The 18542-nt window shown below is 32.7% G+C and carries 15 protein-coding genes, 2 tRNA genes and 1 rRNA gene; 12 read left to right on the forward strand and 6 right to left on the reverse strand.

Annotation, left to right across the window (positions count from 1 at the left end; translation table 11 throughout):
- The first annotated feature begins 9 nt into the window (after window positions 1-9).
- The 5 genes from rrf to ACHRVL_RS13725 all read left to right on the forward strand — a co-directional run bounded on the left by rrf (window position 10) and on the right by ACHRVL_RS13725 (window position 1421).
- A 5S ribosomal RNA gene (rrf, locus tag ACHRVL_RS13705) occupies window positions 10-119 on the forward strand.
- Window positions 120-186: 67 nt separating this feature from the next.
- Window positions 187-259, forward strand: a tRNA-Phe gene (locus ACHRVL_RS13710).
- Between the two features lie 6 nt (window positions 260-265).
- Window positions 266-351: transfer RNA gene (locus tag ACHRVL_RS13715), tRNA-Leu, on the forward strand.
- A gap of 167 nt (window positions 352-518) precedes the next feature.
- Complete coding sequence (locus ACHRVL_RS13720; protein WP_395413654.1) at window positions 519-971, forward strand: DUF1569 domain-containing protein; 453 nt, start codon at window positions 519-521, stop codon at window positions 969-971.
- Between the two features lie 15 nt (window positions 972-986).
- The gene (locus ACHRVL_RS13725) at window positions 987-1421 is read left to right on the forward strand and encodes a nuclear transport factor 2 family protein (RefSeq protein ID WP_395413655.1); all 435 of its coding nucleotides are present in this window, start codon (window positions 987-989) and stop codon (window positions 1419-1421) included.
- Window positions 1422-1425: 4 nt separating this feature from the next.
- On the opposite strand, the gene nth is transcribed toward ACHRVL_RS13725, so the two are convergent.
- Together nth and ACHRVL_RS13735 are read right to left on the reverse strand one after the other, a co-directional pair.
- Entirely contained in the window at window positions 1426-2070 is a 645-nt protein-coding gene (nth, locus tag ACHRVL_RS13730) for an endonuclease III domain-containing protein (protein ID WP_395413657.1), read from the reverse strand.
- Window positions 2071-2118: 48 nt separating this feature from the next.
- On the reverse strand, window positions 2119-2985 hold the full coding sequence (locus tag ACHRVL_RS13735) for an alpha/beta fold hydrolase (protein WP_395413660.1): 867 nt from the start codon (window positions 2983-2985) through the stop codon (window positions 2119-2121).
- A gap of 121 nt (window positions 2986-3106) precedes the next feature.
- Between ACHRVL_RS13735 and ACHRVL_RS13740 the strand changes: the two genes are divergently transcribed.
- From ACHRVL_RS13740 to ACHRVL_RS13765, 6 genes are all read left to right on the forward strand, one after another.
- Window positions 3107-4534, forward strand: a complete 1428-nt coding sequence (locus tag ACHRVL_RS13740) for a glycogen synthase (RefSeq protein WP_395413661.1) — start codon at window positions 3107-3109, stop codon at window positions 4532-4534.
- Entirely contained in the window at window positions 4524-5804 is a 1281-nt protein-coding gene (locus ACHRVL_RS13745; protein ID WP_395413664.1) for a glucose-1-phosphate adenylyltransferase, read from the forward strand. The genes ACHRVL_RS13740 and ACHRVL_RS13745 overlap by 11 nt, the downstream gene beginning before the upstream one ends.
- A gap of 56 nt (window positions 5805-5860) precedes the next feature.
- The gene (gene glgB / locus ACHRVL_RS13750; protein WP_395413667.1) at window positions 5861-7765 is read left to right on the forward strand and encodes a 1,4-alpha-glucan branching protein GlgB; all 1905 of its coding nucleotides are present in this window, start codon (window positions 5861-5863) and stop codon (window positions 7763-7765) included.
- 201 nt (window positions 7766-7966) lie between these two features.
- Window positions 7967-10366: a glycoside hydrolase family 31 protein gene (locus tag ACHRVL_RS13755; protein WP_395413669.1), complete on the forward strand. Its 2400-nt coding sequence runs from the start codon at window positions 7967-7969 to the stop codon at window positions 10364-10366.
- 85 nt (window positions 10367-10451) lie between these two features.
- Window positions 10452-11261, forward strand: a complete 810-nt coding sequence (locus tag ACHRVL_RS13760; RefSeq protein ID WP_370433781.1) for a M48 family metallopeptidase — start codon at window positions 10452-10454, stop codon at window positions 11259-11261.
- A gap of 181 nt (window positions 11262-11442) precedes the next feature.
- Entirely contained in the window at window positions 11443-12762 is a 1320-nt protein-coding gene (locus ACHRVL_RS13765; RefSeq protein WP_395413672.1) for an MFS transporter, read from the forward strand.
- Window positions 12763-12847: 85 nt separating this feature from the next.
- Here ACHRVL_RS13765 and ACHRVL_RS13770 read toward each other — a convergent pair whose 3' ends face one another.
- From ACHRVL_RS13770 to ACHRVL_RS13785, 4 genes are all read right to left on the reverse strand, one after another.
- Window positions 12848-13573 carry a head GIN domain-containing protein gene (locus ACHRVL_RS13770; protein WP_395413674.1) on the reverse strand — a complete coding sequence of 242 codons (726 nt, stop codon included), beginning with the start codon at window positions 13571-13573 and terminating at the stop codon, window positions 12848-12850.
- Window positions 13574-13592: 19 nt separating this feature from the next.
- The gene (locus ACHRVL_RS13775; protein ID WP_395413678.1) at window positions 13593-14654 is read right to left on the reverse strand and encodes a hypothetical protein; all 1062 of its coding nucleotides are present in this window, start codon (window positions 14652-14654) and stop codon (window positions 13593-13595) included.
- The gene (locus ACHRVL_RS13780; protein ID WP_395413680.1) at window positions 14638-15174 is read right to left on the reverse strand and encodes an anti-sigma factor; all 537 of its coding nucleotides are present in this window, start codon (window positions 15172-15174) and stop codon (window positions 14638-14640) included. The genes ACHRVL_RS13775 and ACHRVL_RS13780 overlap by 17 nt, the downstream gene beginning before the upstream one ends.
- Window positions 15175-15265: 91 nt before the next feature.
- Window positions 15266-15820: an RNA polymerase sigma factor gene (locus ACHRVL_RS13785; protein ID WP_089055585.1), complete on the reverse strand. Its 555-nt coding sequence runs from the start codon at window positions 15818-15820 to the stop codon at window positions 15266-15268.
- Window positions 15821-16083: 263 nt separating this feature from the next.
- Here ACHRVL_RS13785 and lon point away from each other — a divergent pair, with 263 nt between their 5' ends.
- A complete protein-coding gene (gene lon / locus ACHRVL_RS13790) occupies window positions 16084-18537 on the forward strand; it encodes an endopeptidase La (RefSeq protein ID WP_395413682.1) in 2454 nt (817 codons plus the stop codon).
- The last annotated feature ends 5 nt before the right edge of the window (window positions 18538-18542 follow it).

Raw genomic sequence — 18542 nt, forward strand, 5'->3', positions numbered from 1 at the left:
TAACAACCTTAAGGTGGTTATTGCGGCGGGGCTCACCTCTTCCCATCCCGAACAGAGTAGTTAAGCCCGCCTGCGCAGATGGTACTGCAATTTTGTGGGAGAGTATGTCGTCGCCTTTCTTTTAAAACCCTGTTTCATAGAAATGGGGTTTTTTATTCAAATTTTGCTTATTTTTTAAGCAAAAACGGTACCTTAGCTCAGATGGTAGAGCAATGGACTGAAAATCCATGTGTCCCTGGTTCGATCCCTGGAGGTACCACATAATGCTCGGATGGTGAAATTGGTAGACACGCTGGACTTAAAATCCAGTGAACAGCAATGTTCGTGCGGGTTCAAGTCCCGCTCTGAGTACTAAAACTTCAATTAGCTTTTGCTAGTTGAAGTTTTTTTTTTGGATATAAAGCAAAAGTTTGTTATTGCTATTGGTAAATTTTAAATTATAAAAGAATAAGTAAGTATTTTGTACGTAAATTTTATATTTTTACTTTACATATTTAACTATATACTGTTTTTTAATCATGCAAAATGTTTTTTTAAAAGAAGATTGTGATCAGTTTATTAATAGAATCAATCAGCTTAAGCCGGATTCAAAAGGGCTTTGGGGTAAAATGTCTGTTGACCAGATGCTTGGCCATTGCAATGTGTCATACGAAATGGTATATGACGATATTCATCCAAAACCAAACGGTTTTATGAAGTTTATTCTAAAATTATTGGTCAAAAGTAAGGTGGTTGATGATAAACCCTATCCTAAAAACAACCAAACAGCACCACAATTTATAATTAAAGGAAATCGTGATTTTGAAACTGAAAAGAAAAGACTAATATCTTATTTGATTAGAACTCAGACTTTAGGATCAAATGAATTCGAAGATAAAGAATCGCACTCTTTTGGAAAATTGACTTCGAAAGAATGGAATAATATGTTTGCAAAACATTTAGAGCATCATCTTTCACAATTTGGGGTTTAATAAAATTGAAATTTTATGAGAAGTTTTATTGCTATGCTATTTCTATTCGTTGGGTTAGTATCTAATGCCCAAAAGCAAGAAGTTCAAAAATGTATTGATGTATTTTTCGAAGGATTTCATCAAAAAGATACCCTTAAATTGAAATCAGTTTGTGGAGATAAGCTTATTTTACAATCGATAAGTGAAAGTAAGACTAAAGGTAATAAATTATCAAATGAAAGTGCAGAAGAGTTTTATAAATCTATCGCTTCAATTCCACAGACTACTAAATTTCAGGAAAAAATATTGAGTTATAATATTCAAATTGATGGGGTAATGGCGCATGTCTGGGCACCTTATGAATTTTATATCAATGATAAATTAAGTCATTCTGGTGTAAATACTTTTACATTATTTAGAGAAAAAGATAATTGGAAGATTATTTATTTAATTGATACGAGAAGAAAGTAGTTTTTTAGATTATTTCGTGTAAATAATAGTTGCAAACATCTGTTATAAGGCATTCTTCACATTTAGGTTTTGGTCTGCAGGTTTCTCTGCCAAGAAAAGATATAGCCATACCAATTTCGGACCAAATATTTTTAGGAAGTATTTGCATGAGATCTTTTTCTACTTTATTCCCGTCTTTACTTTCTTTTATAATTCCAATTCTTGGAGCTACTCGTATTACATGTAAATCTGCAATAATGCCCTCTGCTGGTTTATTTGTTTCTCTTAAGATTACATTTGCTGATTTTCTTCCAATTCCTTTTAGGGCTGTTAAGCCACTCATAGTTAATGGAATATTTTTGTCTTCTTGAATTGTTTTTGCAATTTCTAAAAGCCAGTTTGCTTTTGTCTGGAAGTTTCGAACTTTACTGATATAGGGAATGAATGTTTCTAAATCTGTTTTCGAGAGACTATTTAATGTTGGGTATTTATCAAATAAAGCAGGTGCTATTTTATTGATATTTGCATCAGAATCTTGTGCTGATAAAACAACCATAACCAATAATTGGTAGGTGTTTTGATATTCTAAAGGATGTTTCTTCCCTTTATATTTCTCTAAAATGGGCTCTAATTTAGTTTCCCAATTTGATGTTTCTCCAAATAAATCCATTTTTTTTCTTTTTTGAATTAAAAAGGTAAAACGTTAATTCTTATAAAGTTAGGAGTTTTTGATGAATTCTAAAGTCTTTTTAATTACATTTTGATTTCCTAGAATTTTTCGATGTCCTAAACCATCTGTTAAGAATAATTCTCCGTTTTCAAGATTTTCATGAATATGAATTCCTGCTTTAACAGGAACTTCAGGATCATCATTATCATGTATAACCAAAACGGGTATTTTTACTTTTTGAGCTGCTCTATAAGCCGAAAAATCATCCATTTTCACTTGATGTTTATTCTCAAAAAACTCGCGCAGACGTTCGCTTATGGTTTGTTTTAAACCTAATTTAGCAACAAAATCGTCTAGAATATCCTGAACAATATCTCCACTTCCAATTACAATTGCTTTTTTTACTTTTAAGCCGTCTTTAATTGCATTTAGTACCGACATTCCTCCTAAAGAATGACCAATCGCAAATTCAAATGGACCATATTGTTTTTCTATTTCTAGTATAGAAGCAATAAATTCAGACATAATCGTCGTATTACCTTTTGATTTCCCATGTGCGGGAGCATCAAAACTTACTACAGAATAGCCATTATCTAAAAGTTCGTCGGCTATTTTGAACAATTGAGTACCTCGTCCTGACCATCCATGAATTAATAAAACTTTACGATCACTTTTGCCGTATTCATATGTCACAACACTTTTGTTTATTTCTGGAACATAGATTAAGTTTTGGATGCTTTTTTTATCCATCTCGAATTCTCGTTTTGGAACTTTATGTTTTATAGGCGTCGTAAATAGTTTTGCTGCATATGATGTTACTAGTTTAGATGAAATTAAAGCACAAATTTTACATGATACAATAATAAACTGTGGAATTTTTAATGATTTAGTAGGATTGTTTGCCTTTTTTGACATATCAATAAATTTTACTTGTGGGCTTAATTCTGTTTATTTTTTGCTAAATTTAAAAAACATAAAAGTAGCTATTTATATAGGACTGCTGAAAAATAATTCACAATTTGTTATAATTTTTAACATGGAAATATTTCATATTAGTGCAGAATGTTATCCAATGGCAAAAGTTGGCGGTCTAGCTGATGTTGTTGGTGCATTGCCAAAATATCAAACTAATGCAGGTCATCAGGTACGAGTAATTGTTCCTTGTTATGATACTAAGTTTAGAAAAGAGAATGAATTTGAATGTGTTCATTGGGGAACGGTTAAACTTGGAAATTTTAATTTCCCATTTAGTATTTTGAAAGAGACTACTATTAAATTGGGTTATGAATTATATCTCGTAGAAATTAAAGAATTATTTGACCGCCCTAATGTTTATGGTTATGAAGATGATATAGAACGTTTTTTAGCTTTTCAGGTAGCAGTTTTAGATTGGATAATTTGCCGAAATACAATTCCAGATGTTATAAATTGTCACGATCATCACACTGGATTAATTCCATTTTTAGTTCAATTTGCTTACAAGTATGATAGTTTGAAGAATGTAAAAACGGTAATTACAATTCATAATGGTTTGTATCAAGGCTGGTTTGGATTTGATAAGCTGCATTATTTGCCGGAATTTGATTTAAAGCATGTTGGATTTTTAGAATGGAACAATTCTATCAATTCATTAGCAGTTGGTGTGAAATGTGCAAATGCGGTTACTACGGTATCTCCAAGTTATTTAAATGAAATTAATCATGCGGCTAATGGTTTGGAATCTTTGTTCAAATCAGTTCGTAGTAAGTCGAGAGGAATTTTAAACGGAATTGATATTGAAGTTTGGGATCCTTTAAAAGATCAAATGATTGCAGCGAATTATTCGATTGAAACTTTTGAATCTGGAAAACAAAAGAATAAAGAAAAGCTTTGCGAACAATTTGATTTAGATCCTGAAAAACCGTTATTTAGTTTTATCGGCCGTTTGTTTGAGGAAAAAGGAGGAGATTTATTACCTCACGCATCTGCTTTAGCATTATCTGAAAATTTCGAAAATATCAATATTCTGATTTTAGGATCTGGAAATGCAGTTATTGAAGAGCAGTTGGTGCAATTAAGAAATGATTATAATGGTAATTATAATGTTTTTATTGGTTATAACGAAGAATTAGCACATTTGATTTATGCAGGTTCAGATTATATTTTAATGCCTTCTAGAGTTGAACCTTGCGGTTTAAATCAAATGTATGCGATGCGTTATGGAACAATTCCGATAGTGAGGAGAACTGGAGGTTTAAGAGATACGGTTATTGATTTTGGAGATGAAGGAAACGGAATTTGTCATGATCAGGCTTCAGTTGGAGATATCTGTTATTCTATAAATCGAGCTGTAAAGCTGTACAATAATAAATTAAATTTCAATAAAGTTTTAGAAAGAGGAATGACTGCTGATCATTCCTGGGAAAGAGTTTGCCAAGAATACATCGAGATATACAACCTAATAATTGAGAAAAATGAAATTTAAAAAGAAAAATGTAGTTGCTATTATTTTAGGAGGAGGACAAGGATCACGTTTATTTCCATTAACCGAAACGAGATCAAAACCTGCAGTGCCAATTGGCGGAAAATATAGATTAGTCGATATTCCTATTTCAAATTGTATTAATTCGGATATTTTTAAAATATTTGTTCTAACACAGTTTAATTCAGCATCTTTAAATGCGCATATCAAGAATACCTTCAATTTTAGTATTTTCAGCCAGTCGTTTGTAGATATTTTGGCAGCCGAACAAACACCAGATAACCCAACGTGGTTTCAAGGAACTGCAGATGCTGTTAGACAATGTATGTCACATTTTTTAAAACACGATTTTGATCACGCATTAATTCTTTCTGGGGATCAATTGTATCAGATGGATTTTAATGAAATGCTTGAAGCTCATATTGCAGCCGATGCGGCTATTTCGATAGCAACGCTTCCTGTTAATGCTAAGGATGCACCAGAGTTTGGAATTTTAAAAACGAATCATGAAAGCTGCATAGAAGCTTTTATTGAAAAACCTGACGCATCATTGCTGCCAGATTGGGAATCTGAAGTAAGTGAACAAATGCAAGAAAAAGGCAAAAAATATCTGGCTTCAATGGGAATTTACATTTTCAATAAGCCATTGTTAGAAGAATTAATGGCGAATCCAGAAACAAAGGATTTTGGAAAAGAAATTATTCCGCAAGCCGTTGGAAAGCATAAAATATTAAGTTATCAATATGAAGGTTATTGGACAGATATTGGAAATATCGAATCCTTCTTTGAAGCAAATATTGGCTTAACTACTGATATTCCGGAGTTTAATTTATTCGATAATGAAAACAAAATTTTCACGAGACCTAGGTTATTGCCGCCGTCGAAATTTAGAAATTCAATTGTAGATCAATCATTAATTTCTGAAGGCTGCATTATTAATGCAAAAGAAATTAAGAGTTCTGTAATTGGTATTCGTTCTAGAATTGGAGTGGGAACGGTACTTGAAAATTGTTATGTAATGGGGAATGATTTCTATCAGGATCTTGACGAACTAAATCATGAGAGTACAATTAATAAAATTCATGTAGGCATTGGTGAAAATTGCTTTATAAAAAATGCTTTAGTCGATAAAAATGTGAGAATTGGAAACAATGTTCATATTAGCGGCGGAAAACATTTAGATAATTTTACTAATGAATTATACAGTATAAAAGACGGAATTGTTGTAATTAAAAAAGGGGCAGTTCTTTCTGATAATTTCAGAATTGAATAAAATTAAAAATTCCAATTAAAAAATCTAAATTCGAATAGTTGCCTTAAAAAACAAATATGACAAAAGTAATTACACATTCTCTATTTACCGATTTTGATATTGATTTATTCAAAGCTGGAAAGCATTTTAAATTGTATGAAAAACTGGGAGCTCACTTAATTGAAGTTAATGGAGTAAAAGGAGTTTACTTTGCCGTTTGGGCTCCAACTGCACAAACAGTTTCGGTTGTAGGTGATTTTAATTATTGGACTCAGGGAGAGCATGTCTTAAATGTACGTTGGGATTCCTCGGGTATTTGGGAAGGATTCATTCCAGAAATTACAAAAGGCGCTCTTTATAAATATAAAATCCAGTCGAATATTGACGGAATTGTAACTGAAAAAGCAGATCCGTTTGCGCTGTATTGTGAGAAACCGCCGCATACGGCATCTGTAGTATGGGATTTGGAATACAAATGGAAAGACGAAAACTGGATGCAGAATCGTAAACAGAATAATGCGTTAGATAAACCGTATTCTGTTTACGAAGTGCATTTGGGTTCATGGAAACGTGCCGAGAATAACCGTTTTTTAACTTATTTGGAGCTTGCTGATGATTTAGTTAAATATGTAAAAGAAACTGGTTTTACTCATGTTGAGTTCATGCCGATAATGGAGTATCCTTATGATCCTTCTTGGGGATATCAGCTTACAGGATATTTTGCGCCAACTTCTCGTTTTGGAAAACCACAGGATTTTATGGTTTTAGTTGATAAACTGCATCAAGAAGGAATTGGAGTAATTTTAGATTGGGTACCATCACATTTTCCTGATGATGCACATGGTCTAGGCTTCTTTGACGGTTCGCATTTATACGAGCATCCAGATCGCCGAAAAGGATATCATCCTGATTGGAAAAGTTTGGTTTTTAATTACGGGCGAAATGAAGTTCGAGCCTTTTTGATTAGTAATGCTGTTTTTTGGCTTCAAAATTATCATGCCGATGGTTTAAGAGTTGATGCCGTTGCTTCGATGTTGTATCTTGATTATTCAAGAGAAGATGGGGAGTGGGAACCTAACATTTTTGGCGGAAGAGAAAACCTGGATACGATTAGTTTTCTAAAAGAGTTCAACGAAGTAATATATGCTAATTTTGATGGCGTACAAACTATTGCCGAAGAAAGTACTTCGTTTCCGATGGTTTCAAGACCCACTTTTACAGGTGGTTTAGGTTTTGGAATGAAATGGATGATGGGCTGGATGCATGACACTTTAGAATATTTTCAAAAAGAAACAGTTTACAGAAAATACCATCAAAATGATTTAACTTTTTCAATGACTTATGCTTTCACCGAAAATTTCATGCTTCCGTTTTCGCATGATGAAGTAGTTTACGGAAAAAAATCTCTTATCTATAAAATGCCCGGTGATGAATGGCAGCGATTTGCCAATTTAAGATTATTATACGGATATATGTTCACGCATCCCGGAGCGAAATTATTGTTTATGGGAGCAGAATTTGGTCAAACAAGTGAGTGGAATTTTGAGAATAGTCTAGACTGGCATCTGCTTCAATATGATTTTCATTCAGGAATAAAAAAACTAATTACAGATTTAAATCAGCTGTATAAATCATATCCTGCTTTGTACGAAAAACAGTTTACTGGCGAAGGTTTTGAGTGGATTAATTACTCAGATCATCAAAATGCGGTTTTATCTTATATCCGAAAAGGGAATAAACCTGATGAAAACGTTATTGTGGTTCTTAATTTTACGCAGGTTGTAAGAGAAAATTATAGAATCGGAGTACCAAAAAAAGGAAAATTACAGGAAATTTTTAACAGCGACGCTGCAGTCTACGGAGGAAGCGATGTTGGAAATTCTAAAGTATTAAAAGCAGAAGCAATGCCATATGACGGAAGAGAATTTTCTGTTGAATTAACTCTGCCGCCTTTAAGCATTACTGTTTTTTCTTTCATATAAAAATTAGACAAATAAATTTTTACAACTATTTTATTAGTATTTCGTTCTTAAATTATCAAATTGATGATTTTTTGAGGAGAATTCTAATACCCATTCAGAAAAAACGTTTTCGTGAATAAACCTTTTATTCATAGGGCTTTATGAACTTTTTTTGTAAGTTTGAAAGAGCGTTAACGTTTTATAATTAATTCATTTGGAGATATGATTACAAACACGGCATTAGAATATAAAGGCGATTTATATCCATCAAAAATTGTCTCTTTTCAACACGAAGGCGATTCCATTTTTTTTAATACAGATAATAAAGTAATCCTAAAAGTTACTATTCTTAGAGATAGTTTAATTCGATTTCGCTTTACAACAAAGGGGTATTTCAGCAATGATTTTTCATATGCAATTGATAAATCCCAGCTTCACGGTTATAATTTTCTTGAACTGACAGAAGAAGAAACTTATTTTCAAATTAAAACCAGTAAAGTAAAATGTAAAATTCAAAAATCAGATCTTCGTTTGTCGATTTACGATTTAAATGATTTTTTAATTCTTGAAGATGAGCTTGGTTTTCATTGGGAAGAAAGTTATGAATATGGCGGAAATATCGTAAAAATGAGTAAATCATCTAAAGATGGTGAATGTTTTTACGGACTTGGCGACAAGGCAACTCAAATGAATTTAAAAGGCAAAAGAGTTGAGAATTTTGCAACAGATCAATATGCTTATCAAAAAGAACAAGACCCGCTTTACAAAGTAGTTCCTTTTTATATAGGTTTACATAACAAACAGTCGTATGGTATTTTCTTCGATAATACATTTAGAACTTTCTTCGATTTTTGTCAGGAAAGACGAAATGTAACTAGTTTCTGGGCAGAAGGCGGAGAAATGAATTATTATTTTATCTACGGTCCGCAAATGCAGGATGTTGTTACCAATTATACAGATTTAACAGGTAAACCAGAACTTCCGCCGCTTTGGGTTTTAGGATATCATCAATGTAAATGGAGTTATTATCCAGAAAGCAAAGTAAAGGAAATCACCTCAAAATTTAGAGAACTTCAAATTCCGTGTGATGCCATTTATCTGGATATTGATTATATGGAAGGATTTCGATGTTTTACATGGAATAAAAATTACTTTCCAGATCCCAAAAGAATGGTTGCCGAATTAGCGGAAGATGGTTTTAAAACGGTAGTAATTATAGACCCGGGAATTAAAATTGATCAAGATTATTGGGTTTATAAAGAAGCTTTAGAGAAAGATTATTTCTGCAAAAGAGCCGATGGACCTTATATGAAAGGTAAAGTGTGGCCGGGCGAATGTAATTTTCCAGATTATACAAATCCTGCTGTTAGAGAATGGTGGGCTGGATTATTTAAAGAATTAGTGGCTGATATTGGAGTAAAAGGAGTCTGGAATGATATGAATGAACCAGCTGTTATGGAAGTTCCAAATAAAACATTTCCAATGGATGTTCGCCATGTTTACGACGGAAATCCTTGCAGTCATAGAAAAGCACATAATATTTATGGAACTCAAATGGCAAGAGCCACGTATCATGGAGTAAAGCGTTTTGCTTATCCTAAACGTCCCTTTGTTATAACAAGATCAGCTTATTCAGGAGCGCAGCGTTATACATCATCTTGGACGGGAGATAACGTAGCAACTTGGGAGCATTTATGGATTGCTAATATTCAGGTGCAAAGAATGTCAATTTCAGGAATGGGATTTACAGGTTCTGATATTGGTGGTTTTGCGGAGCAGCCAACAGGTGAATTATATGCGCGTTGGATTCAGTTAGGCGTATTTCATCCGTTTTGCAGAACACATTCTTCAGGAGATCATGGTAATCAAGAACCTTGGGCTTTTGATGAAGAAGTGATTAACATTACTAGAAAATTTGTAAGCCTACGTTATCAATTACTTCCGTATTTATATACCATGTTTTGGCAGTATATCGAAGAAGGAATTCCAATGTTGAAGCCGTTAGTTTATTTCGATCAAGATGATACACAGACACATTATCGAAACGACGAATTTATCTTTGGAAATCAAATATTAGTCTGTCCAATTCTTGAGCCAAACGCAGTAGGAAGACGCATGTATATTCCGAGAGGTGAGTGGTATAATTACTGGACTAATGAATTTTCAGTGGGAGGACGTGAAGTGTGGATTGATACTAAATTTGATGAAATTCCGGTTTTTGTAAAAGCAGGTGCCGTAATTCCAAAATATCCAGTACAGCAATACGTTGGAGAATTAGAATTTGATGAATTAACACTTGATGTATATTATAAAAACGGCAAAGAAAAATCAGTAGTTTATGAAGATGCACAAGATGGTTATGATTATAAAAAAGGACGTTACAGCTTTTTATCTTTTAGAACCGTAGGAAAAGAAAAAGAGTTGATTATTCAGCTTCATAAAGAAGGTAAGTATGATACACCTTATAGTAAATACAAAATAAACTTGATTGGTTTACCATTTAAAGTGAATGAAATTGAAATTGACAACGAAAAAATACAATTTGATAAGACTGCTTTTGAATCAAATCAGTTTTTAATCGTTGAAAAAGGTTTTAATGAACTTCATATAACTGGAGAATAAGTTAATTCTGGTAAATTAGATAATAATTATATAAAAGCAAAATTAATAATTATTGTATTTTTGTTTGTTGAAAAATATCAGAATCATGAAAAAGCAATTATTACTAGGGTTATCTGCGGCTCTTTTTGTTGGATGTGCAACCAATCCAGTAACAGGAAAAAAGAATTTAAATTTTGTTTCAAACAGCGAATTGTTTCCCTCTTCTTTTCAGCAATACAGCCAGTTTATTTCTGAAAATAAAGTAATAACAGGAACAGCCGATGCAAAATTAGTTGAGAAAGTTGGTATAAAAATAAAAGCAGCTGCGGAAAAATATTTAACCTTTTTAGGACAGTCTCAATATTTAAAAGACTACCGATGGGAGTACAAATTGGTCGACAATAAAGAGGTAAATGCTTGGTGTATGCCAGGAGGAAAAATTGTAGTTTATTCAGGAATTTTGCCAGTTACACAAAACGAATCGGGTTTGGCAACTGTAATGGGACACGAAGTTTCACACGCTTTGGCTAATCATGGAGCACAGAGAATGAGTGCCGCACAATTGCAGCAAATAGGCGGAGCAGCTTTAGATGCAGCTACGAGCGGTAAATCACAATCGACAAGAGATATTTTTGCACAAGCATATGGAGTAGGTTCGCAGGTAGGAGTAATGCTTCCGTTTAGCAGAAGTAATGAAAGTGAAGCAGATAAAATTGGACTTACTTTAATGGCAATTGCAGGTTATAATCCAGATGATGCCATTGCATTTTGGAGTAGAATGTCGGCAAAATCTGGCGCATCCGGAACACCAGAATTTATGAGTACACACCCTTCTGACGCGACGAGAATTGCCAACTTAAAAGCATTAATTCCAGAAGCAAAAGCAACAGCATTGAAAGTTGGAGTTATAAAATAAAAACAAAACAATACAAAGATAATTTGAAAGCTGTCCAGATTTTTGGACGGCTTTTTTGTTTCTAAAAAATGACACCGCATAATAGCTTTGTTTATAATTTATTAATACATGATTTATTGAATTTCTATTTGATTATCATAAAAAAGAGATAAATTCGTAGCCTGTTAACAAAACCATTTCTATGAAAGAATTAAAAAAAGGCGATAAAAAATTATTAAACGCCTGGGCATTTTATGATTGGGCAAATTCAGTTTATACACTTACAATAGCATCCGCGGTATTTCCCATTTTTTATGAAGCATTATTTTCAAAAAGAGATCATTACATTGATGTTTTTGGGCTTCATTTAAAGAATTCGGCACTAATTAGTTTTATTACCGCGGCAGCATTTTTAGTAGTTTCTTTTATTTCACCTTTATTATCAGGTATTGCAGATTATGTAGGAAATAAAAAATCCTTTATGAAGTTCTTTTGTTATATGGGAGCATTATCCTGCATGGGATTATATTGGTTTGAATTAACAGATATTTATATCGGACTGGCATTTTACTTTTTTGGATTATTAGGATATTGGGGAAGTTTAGTTTTTTACAATTCGTATTTACCAGATATTGCTTTTGAAGAACAACAAGATAGAATCAGCGCAAAAGGATATTCTTTGGGTTATATAGGAAGTGTTATTTTATTGATTATCAATTTAGCGATGATCATGAAGCCGGAATGGTTTAATATTTCTGGTCCAGAACCAGCAATGAAAGCAATGCGTTACTCTTTTATCATGGTAGGAGTTTGGTGGGTATTATTCAGTCAGTATACGTATTATTATTTGCCAAAAGGAAGAAAAGAAAAGGGTGAGAAATTAACAAAATCTGTTGTTTTTAATGGCTTCAAAGAATTGAAAAAGGTTTGGGGTTTACTGAATGAAAATGTTCCTTTACGACGCTATTTAGGCGGTTTTTTTGTTTCAAGTATGGCTGTGCAAACTGTAATGCTGGTTGCTACTTATTTTGGAGCACAGGAAATTCAATGGTCGTCAAAAGAAGAAAGTACTATTGGTTTAATAATTTGTATTTTGATAATTCAGCTGGTAGCTGTTGTGGGTGCAGTTTTAACTTCGAGAGCTTCAGAAAAATTTGGAAATATTCCAACGCTGATTTTTATTAATGCCATTTGGGCAGCTTTCTGCGCTTTGGCTTATTTCATAATATTGCCAATGCATTTTTATGTAATGGCAACAGTTGCTGGCTTTGTTATGGGCGGAATTCAGGCCCTGTCACGTTCTACCTATTCAAAGCTCTTGCCAGAAACAGAAGATACAGCTTCGTTTTTTAGTTTTTATGATGTTGCTGAAAAAATTGGAATTGTAATAGGAATGTGTGTTTACGGAATTATCGATCAAATTACAGGAAGTCCTCGTGCGGCAATTGTTATTTTGGCAGTTTTCTTTGTTACTTCGATTTTCTTATTAAGAAGAGTGCATAAAAAAGACGTTTTAAATTAATAAAACGCCTTTTAAATTTTTAAATGTCACGAATTAGAATTTGTTATTGATTGATGATGAATAAAAATTCGTGACATTCTTTGTATTAGACTTTTGAAATATTTCCTGATCCAGAAACTTTTACATCACGTTTTTCAGGATTTCCAGTGTACTTAATATCACCTGAACCAGAAACTCGAGCGGTCAAAGTTTCGCTGCAATTTACTTTACTGTCACCAGAACCTGAAACATTAACCACTACATTTTTAGATTTTAAAGCACTGGCATCGATGTCGCCTGATCCTGAAAGTTTTGTAGTAAAGTTATCAGCATTTCCTTTTAAATTTACATTTCCTGATCCGCTTAAGTTCAGTTCGAAAGAATTGGAATCAACCGCTAAACTAAAATTCCCTGATCCGGAAAGTTTCGCTAAAAACGAATCATTTTTGATAATGTCTTTTGATTTAATATTTCCAGAACCAGAAAGAGTTAACTCTGATATTTTTTCAAACGGAATTATTACTTCAACCTTTTTGCCTATGCTTGAACGGATGTTAGTGTTTTTCTTGGTATAAATTTTCAAAGTATTTTCTTCAACTTCAACTACGATTGCAGATAGAATATTTTCTTCACCCTTAACAATAATTTTTCCTTCTTTTCCAGCAACTAAATCAACATCAAAAGAGCCTGCAATTCGTATTGCATCGTAGCCGGCGGTTGATCTTGTTTCAGTAACAACTTTACCGTTTCCGTTTATTTTTTCTGATTGCGCATTAGCCATAAAACCAATTAAGAATGCACCACAAACTACTAATAGAGATAATTTTTTCATTTCTTTAAATTTTTTACGATTATTGTTTTTTGTTTAATGTTACGTTTCCGTAATTAGAATTAATAGTAACCTTATTTTGACCTTTCTTTTTATTAAACCCGCTGATTCTTTTACTGGTATTTTTAGTTTCATTGACCAAAATATCTAGAGAATTGTCGCTTTTAATGCCTCCGTATCTTGTATTAATATCAAAATCAAAAGAATAATTCATATCATAACCCATATAAACATCAGAATAACCAGAGTTTATATTAATATTATTAGCCTTACTTGTTACGTTGGAAATATTGATTTTACTATAGTTCGTGTCTAAATTAACGCTGTTAGAAATTTCAGCAATAGAAATGGTTAGATAATTTCCTGAGCCCGAAAAGGAGTTTATTTTCTGAAATTTAAGAGTCCCGTAATTACAATCGTATTTAATGTTTTCCCCTTCAAGAATTACTAAATCGGTATAATTAGTATCTAAATTTAAATTACCTGATTCATTAATTTTTAATCCAGAGTATCTTGCTGTAATATTCCCGCTTTTGATATAATCAATAGCTGAACTCTGACAATATTCTATTTTTACGTTATTGCTTGAATTGTTTAATTTTCCTAAAGAAATTTTACCATATCTACAGGCAATATCTGTAGCTCCATAAATAGTTTCAGTCGCTATATTTCCGTATTTATTAAGTAATTTTACAGAACCGTTTTTTGGAATTTTGATGACATAATTAATTTCGAAACTATTATTGCTTCCTTTGCTCTTAAACGAAGAAGTTCCAATAGAAGTCACAGCAGTAACCATTGATTTTAGAGCTGTAATGTTCACATCAATATTGTTTAGTTTTTCGTTAACCCAATTTTCATTTGGTCCATTAACTTTAATAGTGATATCAAGATCTATTTTATCCTCATCCCAAGTCGAGACAGTGACATTACCGTATTTGTTGTCAATATCGATGCCTGCATTTGAGTTTACGATATATGTTTTTTTAATGTTTTTTTGTTTTGTGATATAAGTACCATCATTTGAAAAACCTAAAAAAGGAATCAAAAGAAGTAAGATGAGTAAGTTATAGTGTTTTTTCATGAGAAGTATTTTTTAAGTTTTCGTTTTCTTCAATTCGCTGTAAAACAGTCTGCAAGAATGATATTCTAGTCTGCAGGTTGCTGATCATAGCATAGATAATTTGTTTGTTTTCTCCATTTTTCTGAACCTCTTTGATGATTTTTTCGTAGTCAGCATCAAAGACTTTCATTTGTTTTAAAGCGTCATTTATAATTTGCTCATTTTCTGGAGAGTTTTTTTCTTTTAATTTAACCAGCTCATTTTTAATCAAAATACTAAAGATAGAATCCGTACGCTGCGTTTCAGTTGACGCAAATTTTAGTTCTTTAGGTTTCTCATTATTGTTATATAATATTGATACTCCTAAAAACAGAACTATTGAAGCTGCAATTGCCCACACAGCATAATTTTTTCTCTTAGGTTGTTTTTTGTTTAATTTGTTTAAAAAGTCAACTTGATGATCTGAGCTCATTTCGCGAACATCCCATTGCTTTTCAAACTTGTTAAACAATTGATCTAATTCGTCATTTTCCTTTTTCATAATATCCAAAATTTATTTTGTAGAGGTGATAGATGATATCGCTTTTTATTTACCGGCGTTTGTGCGCACAAACTTTTTTTAATAGGCGACTTCATAAATCCTCTAATTTTTTTCGTAAACTTTCTTTAGCCCTGCTCAGCGTTGTTCTGCAATTAGCGTAACTAATGTTCAAGATTTCGCAGATTTCTTCCTGATCGTAACCCTCAATATAAAATAAGGTCAAAACCATTCGATAGTTATCTTTTAAGCCTGAAATTGTGTCCAGAACCTGCTGTACTTTAAGCGAATTGAGATCGATATTTTCAGATAAAATAGAATTATCTTCCTCAATCTTATAAAGCGTTTTGTTCAGGTCTTCCATTTGGAAAGCATTGTTTTTTTTATAAAAGTCAATGCTGTAATTAATTACAATTTTTTTGAGCCAAGCTCCAAACGCTACTTCCTGCTTGTAATCGTTAATCTTTGTAAAAGCTTTCAAAAAACCTTCCTGCATGACGTCTTGTGCAAAATGTTCGTCCTTTACAATTCTATAAGCGATATTGTACATAGCTTTAGAATAGCGGTTGTAAATTTCGAATTGAGCCTTTTGATTATTGTTTTTACAAAGTGCAATTAATTCTTCGATATTTTGATTAGTTATACTCAAGTAATGGTTGCTAGTTTTTTATAAGGACGGTGCTTTTTTTTGTTTGTTACAGTTTTATAAAAATAATTTTAATTTTTTTAGAAATAAATGCAAATACTAGTTAAAATATAAAATTCAAAACTGACTATTTTGGATTTGGCATAATGATTGTCTAATTTTATGGCCTATCTTGTGATTGCAGTACTTAATAGAAATTATAATCTTTTATGCTCCATTTGCAATTTGGATTAAACTTTTAATGACAAAACGACTTATATATTATTATGTCAAATCATAAAATACTTACTATTGACAATCTGTCACTTCAAGAATTTGATTCAGAAGCAGAATTAATTCCATTATTAACTCCAGAGGACGAGGAGGAAATGAACAATGAAGAACTTCCTGTTTCGCTTCCAATTTTACCATTGCGTAATACTGTTTTATTTCCAGGAGTTGTAATTCCAATTTCAGCAGGAAGAGACAAATCAATTAAATTGATAAATGATGCCAATGCAGGCGGAAAAATTATTGGTGTAGTTTCTCAAATTAATGAAGAAGACGAAGATCCATCAAAAGATGATATTCATAAAATAGGAACCGTAGCACGAATTTTACGTGTTTTAAAAATGCCTGACGGAAATGTGACGGTTATTTTACAAGGAAAAAAACGTTTTGAAATTGACGAAGTTGTTTCAGAAGAACCTTATATAACTGCTACAATAAAAGAAGTTTCAGAAGAGCGTCCAGACGAAAATGATACTGAGTTTACTGCTATTTTAGATTCTGTAAAAGAATTGGCAATTCAAATTATAAAAGAAAGTCCAAATATTCCATCAGAAGCTACATTTGCAATAAAAAACATTGAAAGCCAGTCGTTTTTGATCAATTTTGTTTCTTCTAATATGAATTTATCCGTAAAAGAAAAACAAGGTTTGTTGTCTATAAACGGATTAAAAGACAGAGCTCTTGAGACTTTACGTTACATGAACGTAGAGCTGCAGAAGCTGGAATTAAAAAATGATATTCAGTCAAAAGTTCGTTTTGATTTAGATCAGCAGCAGCGCGAATATTTCCTTCATCAGCAAATGAAAACCATTCAGGAAGAATTGGGCGGCGTTTCGCAAGAGGAAGAAATGGACGAAATGGGGCAGAAAGCGAAAACCAAAAAATGGGACGAAAAAACGCAGAAACATTTCGAGAAAGAATTGTCTAAAATGCGCCGTATGAATCCGCAATCGCCAGATTTTGGAATTCAACGCAATTATTTAGAGTTGTTTTTAGAGTTGCCTTGGGGTGAATATTCTAAAGACAAATTTGATTTAAAACACGCTCAAAAAATATTAGACAAAGATCACTTTGGTCTTGATGAAGTTAAGAAAAGAATGATTGAACATTTGGCAGTTTTAAAATTGCGAAATGACATGAAATCGCCAATTATATGTTTAACAGGGCCTCCAGGAGTTGGAAAAACTTCTATCGGACGTTCAGTTGCTGAAGCTCTAGGACGTGAATATGTTCGTATTTCGTTAGGTGGTTTACGTGACGAAGCGGAGATTCGCGGACATAGAAAAACATATATCGGTGCAATGCCCGGACGTATTATTCAGAGTTTGAAAAAAGCAGGAACATCAAATCCAGTATTCATTTTAGACGAAATCGATAAATTGTCAAACGGTAACAGCGGCGATCCATCATCTGCACTATTAGAAGTTTTAGATCCGGAACAAAACAGTGCTTTTTATGATAATTTCCTAGAAATGGGATATGATTTATCTAAAGTTATGTTTATTGCCACTTCAAACAATATGGCGGCGATTCAGCCAGCATTGCGTGATAGAATGGAAGTTATAAAAATGTCTGGTTATACAATTGAAGAAAAAGTAGAAATTGCTAAAAGACATCTTTTTCCAAAACAATTAGAAGCACACGGATTAACTTCTAAAGATTTAACTATTGGAAAAAAACAATTAGAAAAAATTGTTGAAGGTTATACAAGAGAATCAGGTGTTCGTAATCTTGAAACTAAAATTGCCCAAGTAATTCGTAACGCTGCAAAAGCGGTAGCGATGGAAGAGGAGTATAACAAAAAAGTTACAGACGAAGATATCGTAAAAGTTTTGGGCGTGCCAAGATTAGAGCGTGATAAATACGAGAACAACGATGTTGCAGGAGTTGTAACAGGTTTAGCTTGGACAAGCGTTGGAGGAGATATTTTATTTATAGAATCTTTAATTTCTGAAGGGAAAGGTGCTTTAACCATTACAGGAAACCTTGGAAATGTAATGAAAGAATCGGCTACAATTGCCCTTGAATACATTAAAGCTAATGCTAAAAAGTTAGGTTTAGGAATTGAGCTATTTCAAAAATACAATATTCACTTGCACGTGCCGGAAGGAGCAACTCCAAAAGATGGCCCAAGTGCAGGTATTGCAATGCTGACTTCATTAGTTTCGTTATTGACACAAAAGAAAGTGAAGAAAAATCTTGCTATGACTGGAGAAATTACGCTTCGTGGCAAAGTATTGCCAGTTGGCGGAATTAAAGAAAAGATCTTAGCAGCAAAAAGAGCCGGTATTAAAGAAATTATTTTATGTCACGAGAATAAAAGTGATATTGATGAAATTAAAGCGGAATACTTAGAAGGGCTTACTTTTCATTATGTAAAAGAAATGAGCGAAGTGCTTGCTTTAGCACTTACAGATCAAAATGTAAAAAATGCTAAAGTATTGAAATAAAAACT

The sequence above is a fragment of the Flavobacterium sp. FlaQc-28 genome (genome assembly GCF_044007415.1).
In the GTDB taxonomy this organism is placed as follows: Bacteria; Bacteroidota; Bacteroidia; order Flavobacteriales; family Flavobacteriaceae; genus Flavobacterium.

Bases quoted from the DNA above. Each gene is read 5' to 3' on its own strand.
- ACHRVL_RS13720 (WP_395413654.1), top strand. From the start codon at position 519: ATGCAAAATGTTTTTTTAAAAGAAGATTGTGATCAGTTTATTAATAGA.
- ACHRVL_RS13725 (WP_395413655.1), top strand. From the start codon at position 987: ATGAGAAGTTTTATTGCTATGCTATTTCTATTCGTTGGGTTAGTATCT.
- nth (WP_395413657.1), bottom strand. From the start codon at position 2,070: ATGGATTTATTTGGAGAAACATCAAATTGGGAAACTAAATTAGAGCCC.
- ACHRVL_RS13735 (WP_395413660.1), bottom strand. From the start codon at position 2,985: ATGTCAAAAAAGGCAAACAATCCTACTAAATCATTAAAAATTCCACAG.
- ACHRVL_RS13740 (WP_395413661.1), top strand. From the start codon at position 3,107: ATGGAAATATTTCATATTAGTGCAGAATGTTATCCAATGGCAAAAGTT.
- ACHRVL_RS13745 (WP_395413664.1), top strand. From the start codon at position 4,524: ATGAAATTTAAAAAGAAAAATGTAGTTGCTATTATTTTAGGAGGAGGA.
- glgB (WP_395413667.1), top strand. From the start codon at position 5,861: ATGACAAAAGTAATTACACATTCTCTATTTACCGATTTTGATATTGAT.
- ACHRVL_RS13755 (WP_395413669.1), top strand. From the start codon at position 7,967: ATGATTACAAACACGGCATTAGAATATAAAGGCGATTTATATCCATCA.
- ACHRVL_RS13760 (WP_370433781.1), top strand. From the start codon at position 10,452: ATGAAAAAGCAATTATTACTAGGGTTATCTGCGGCTCTTTTTGTTGGA.
- ACHRVL_RS13765 (WP_395413672.1), top strand. From the start codon at position 11,443: ATGAAAGAATTAAAAAAAGGCGATAAAAAATTATTAAACGCCTGGGCA.
- ACHRVL_RS13770 (WP_395413674.1), bottom strand. From the start codon at position 13,573: ATGAAAAAATTATCTCTATTAGTAGTTTGTGGTGCATTCTTAATTGGT.
- ACHRVL_RS13775 (WP_395413678.1), bottom strand. From the start codon at position 14,654: ATGAAAAAACACTATAACTTACTCATCTTACTTCTTTTGATTCCTTTT.
- ACHRVL_RS13780 (WP_395413680.1), bottom strand. From the start codon at position 15,174: ATGAAAAAGGAAAATGACGAATTAGATCAATTGTTTAACAAGTTTGAA.
- lon (WP_395413682.1), top strand. From the start codon at position 16,084: ATGTCAAATCATAAAATACTTACTATTGACAATCTGTCACTTCAAGAA.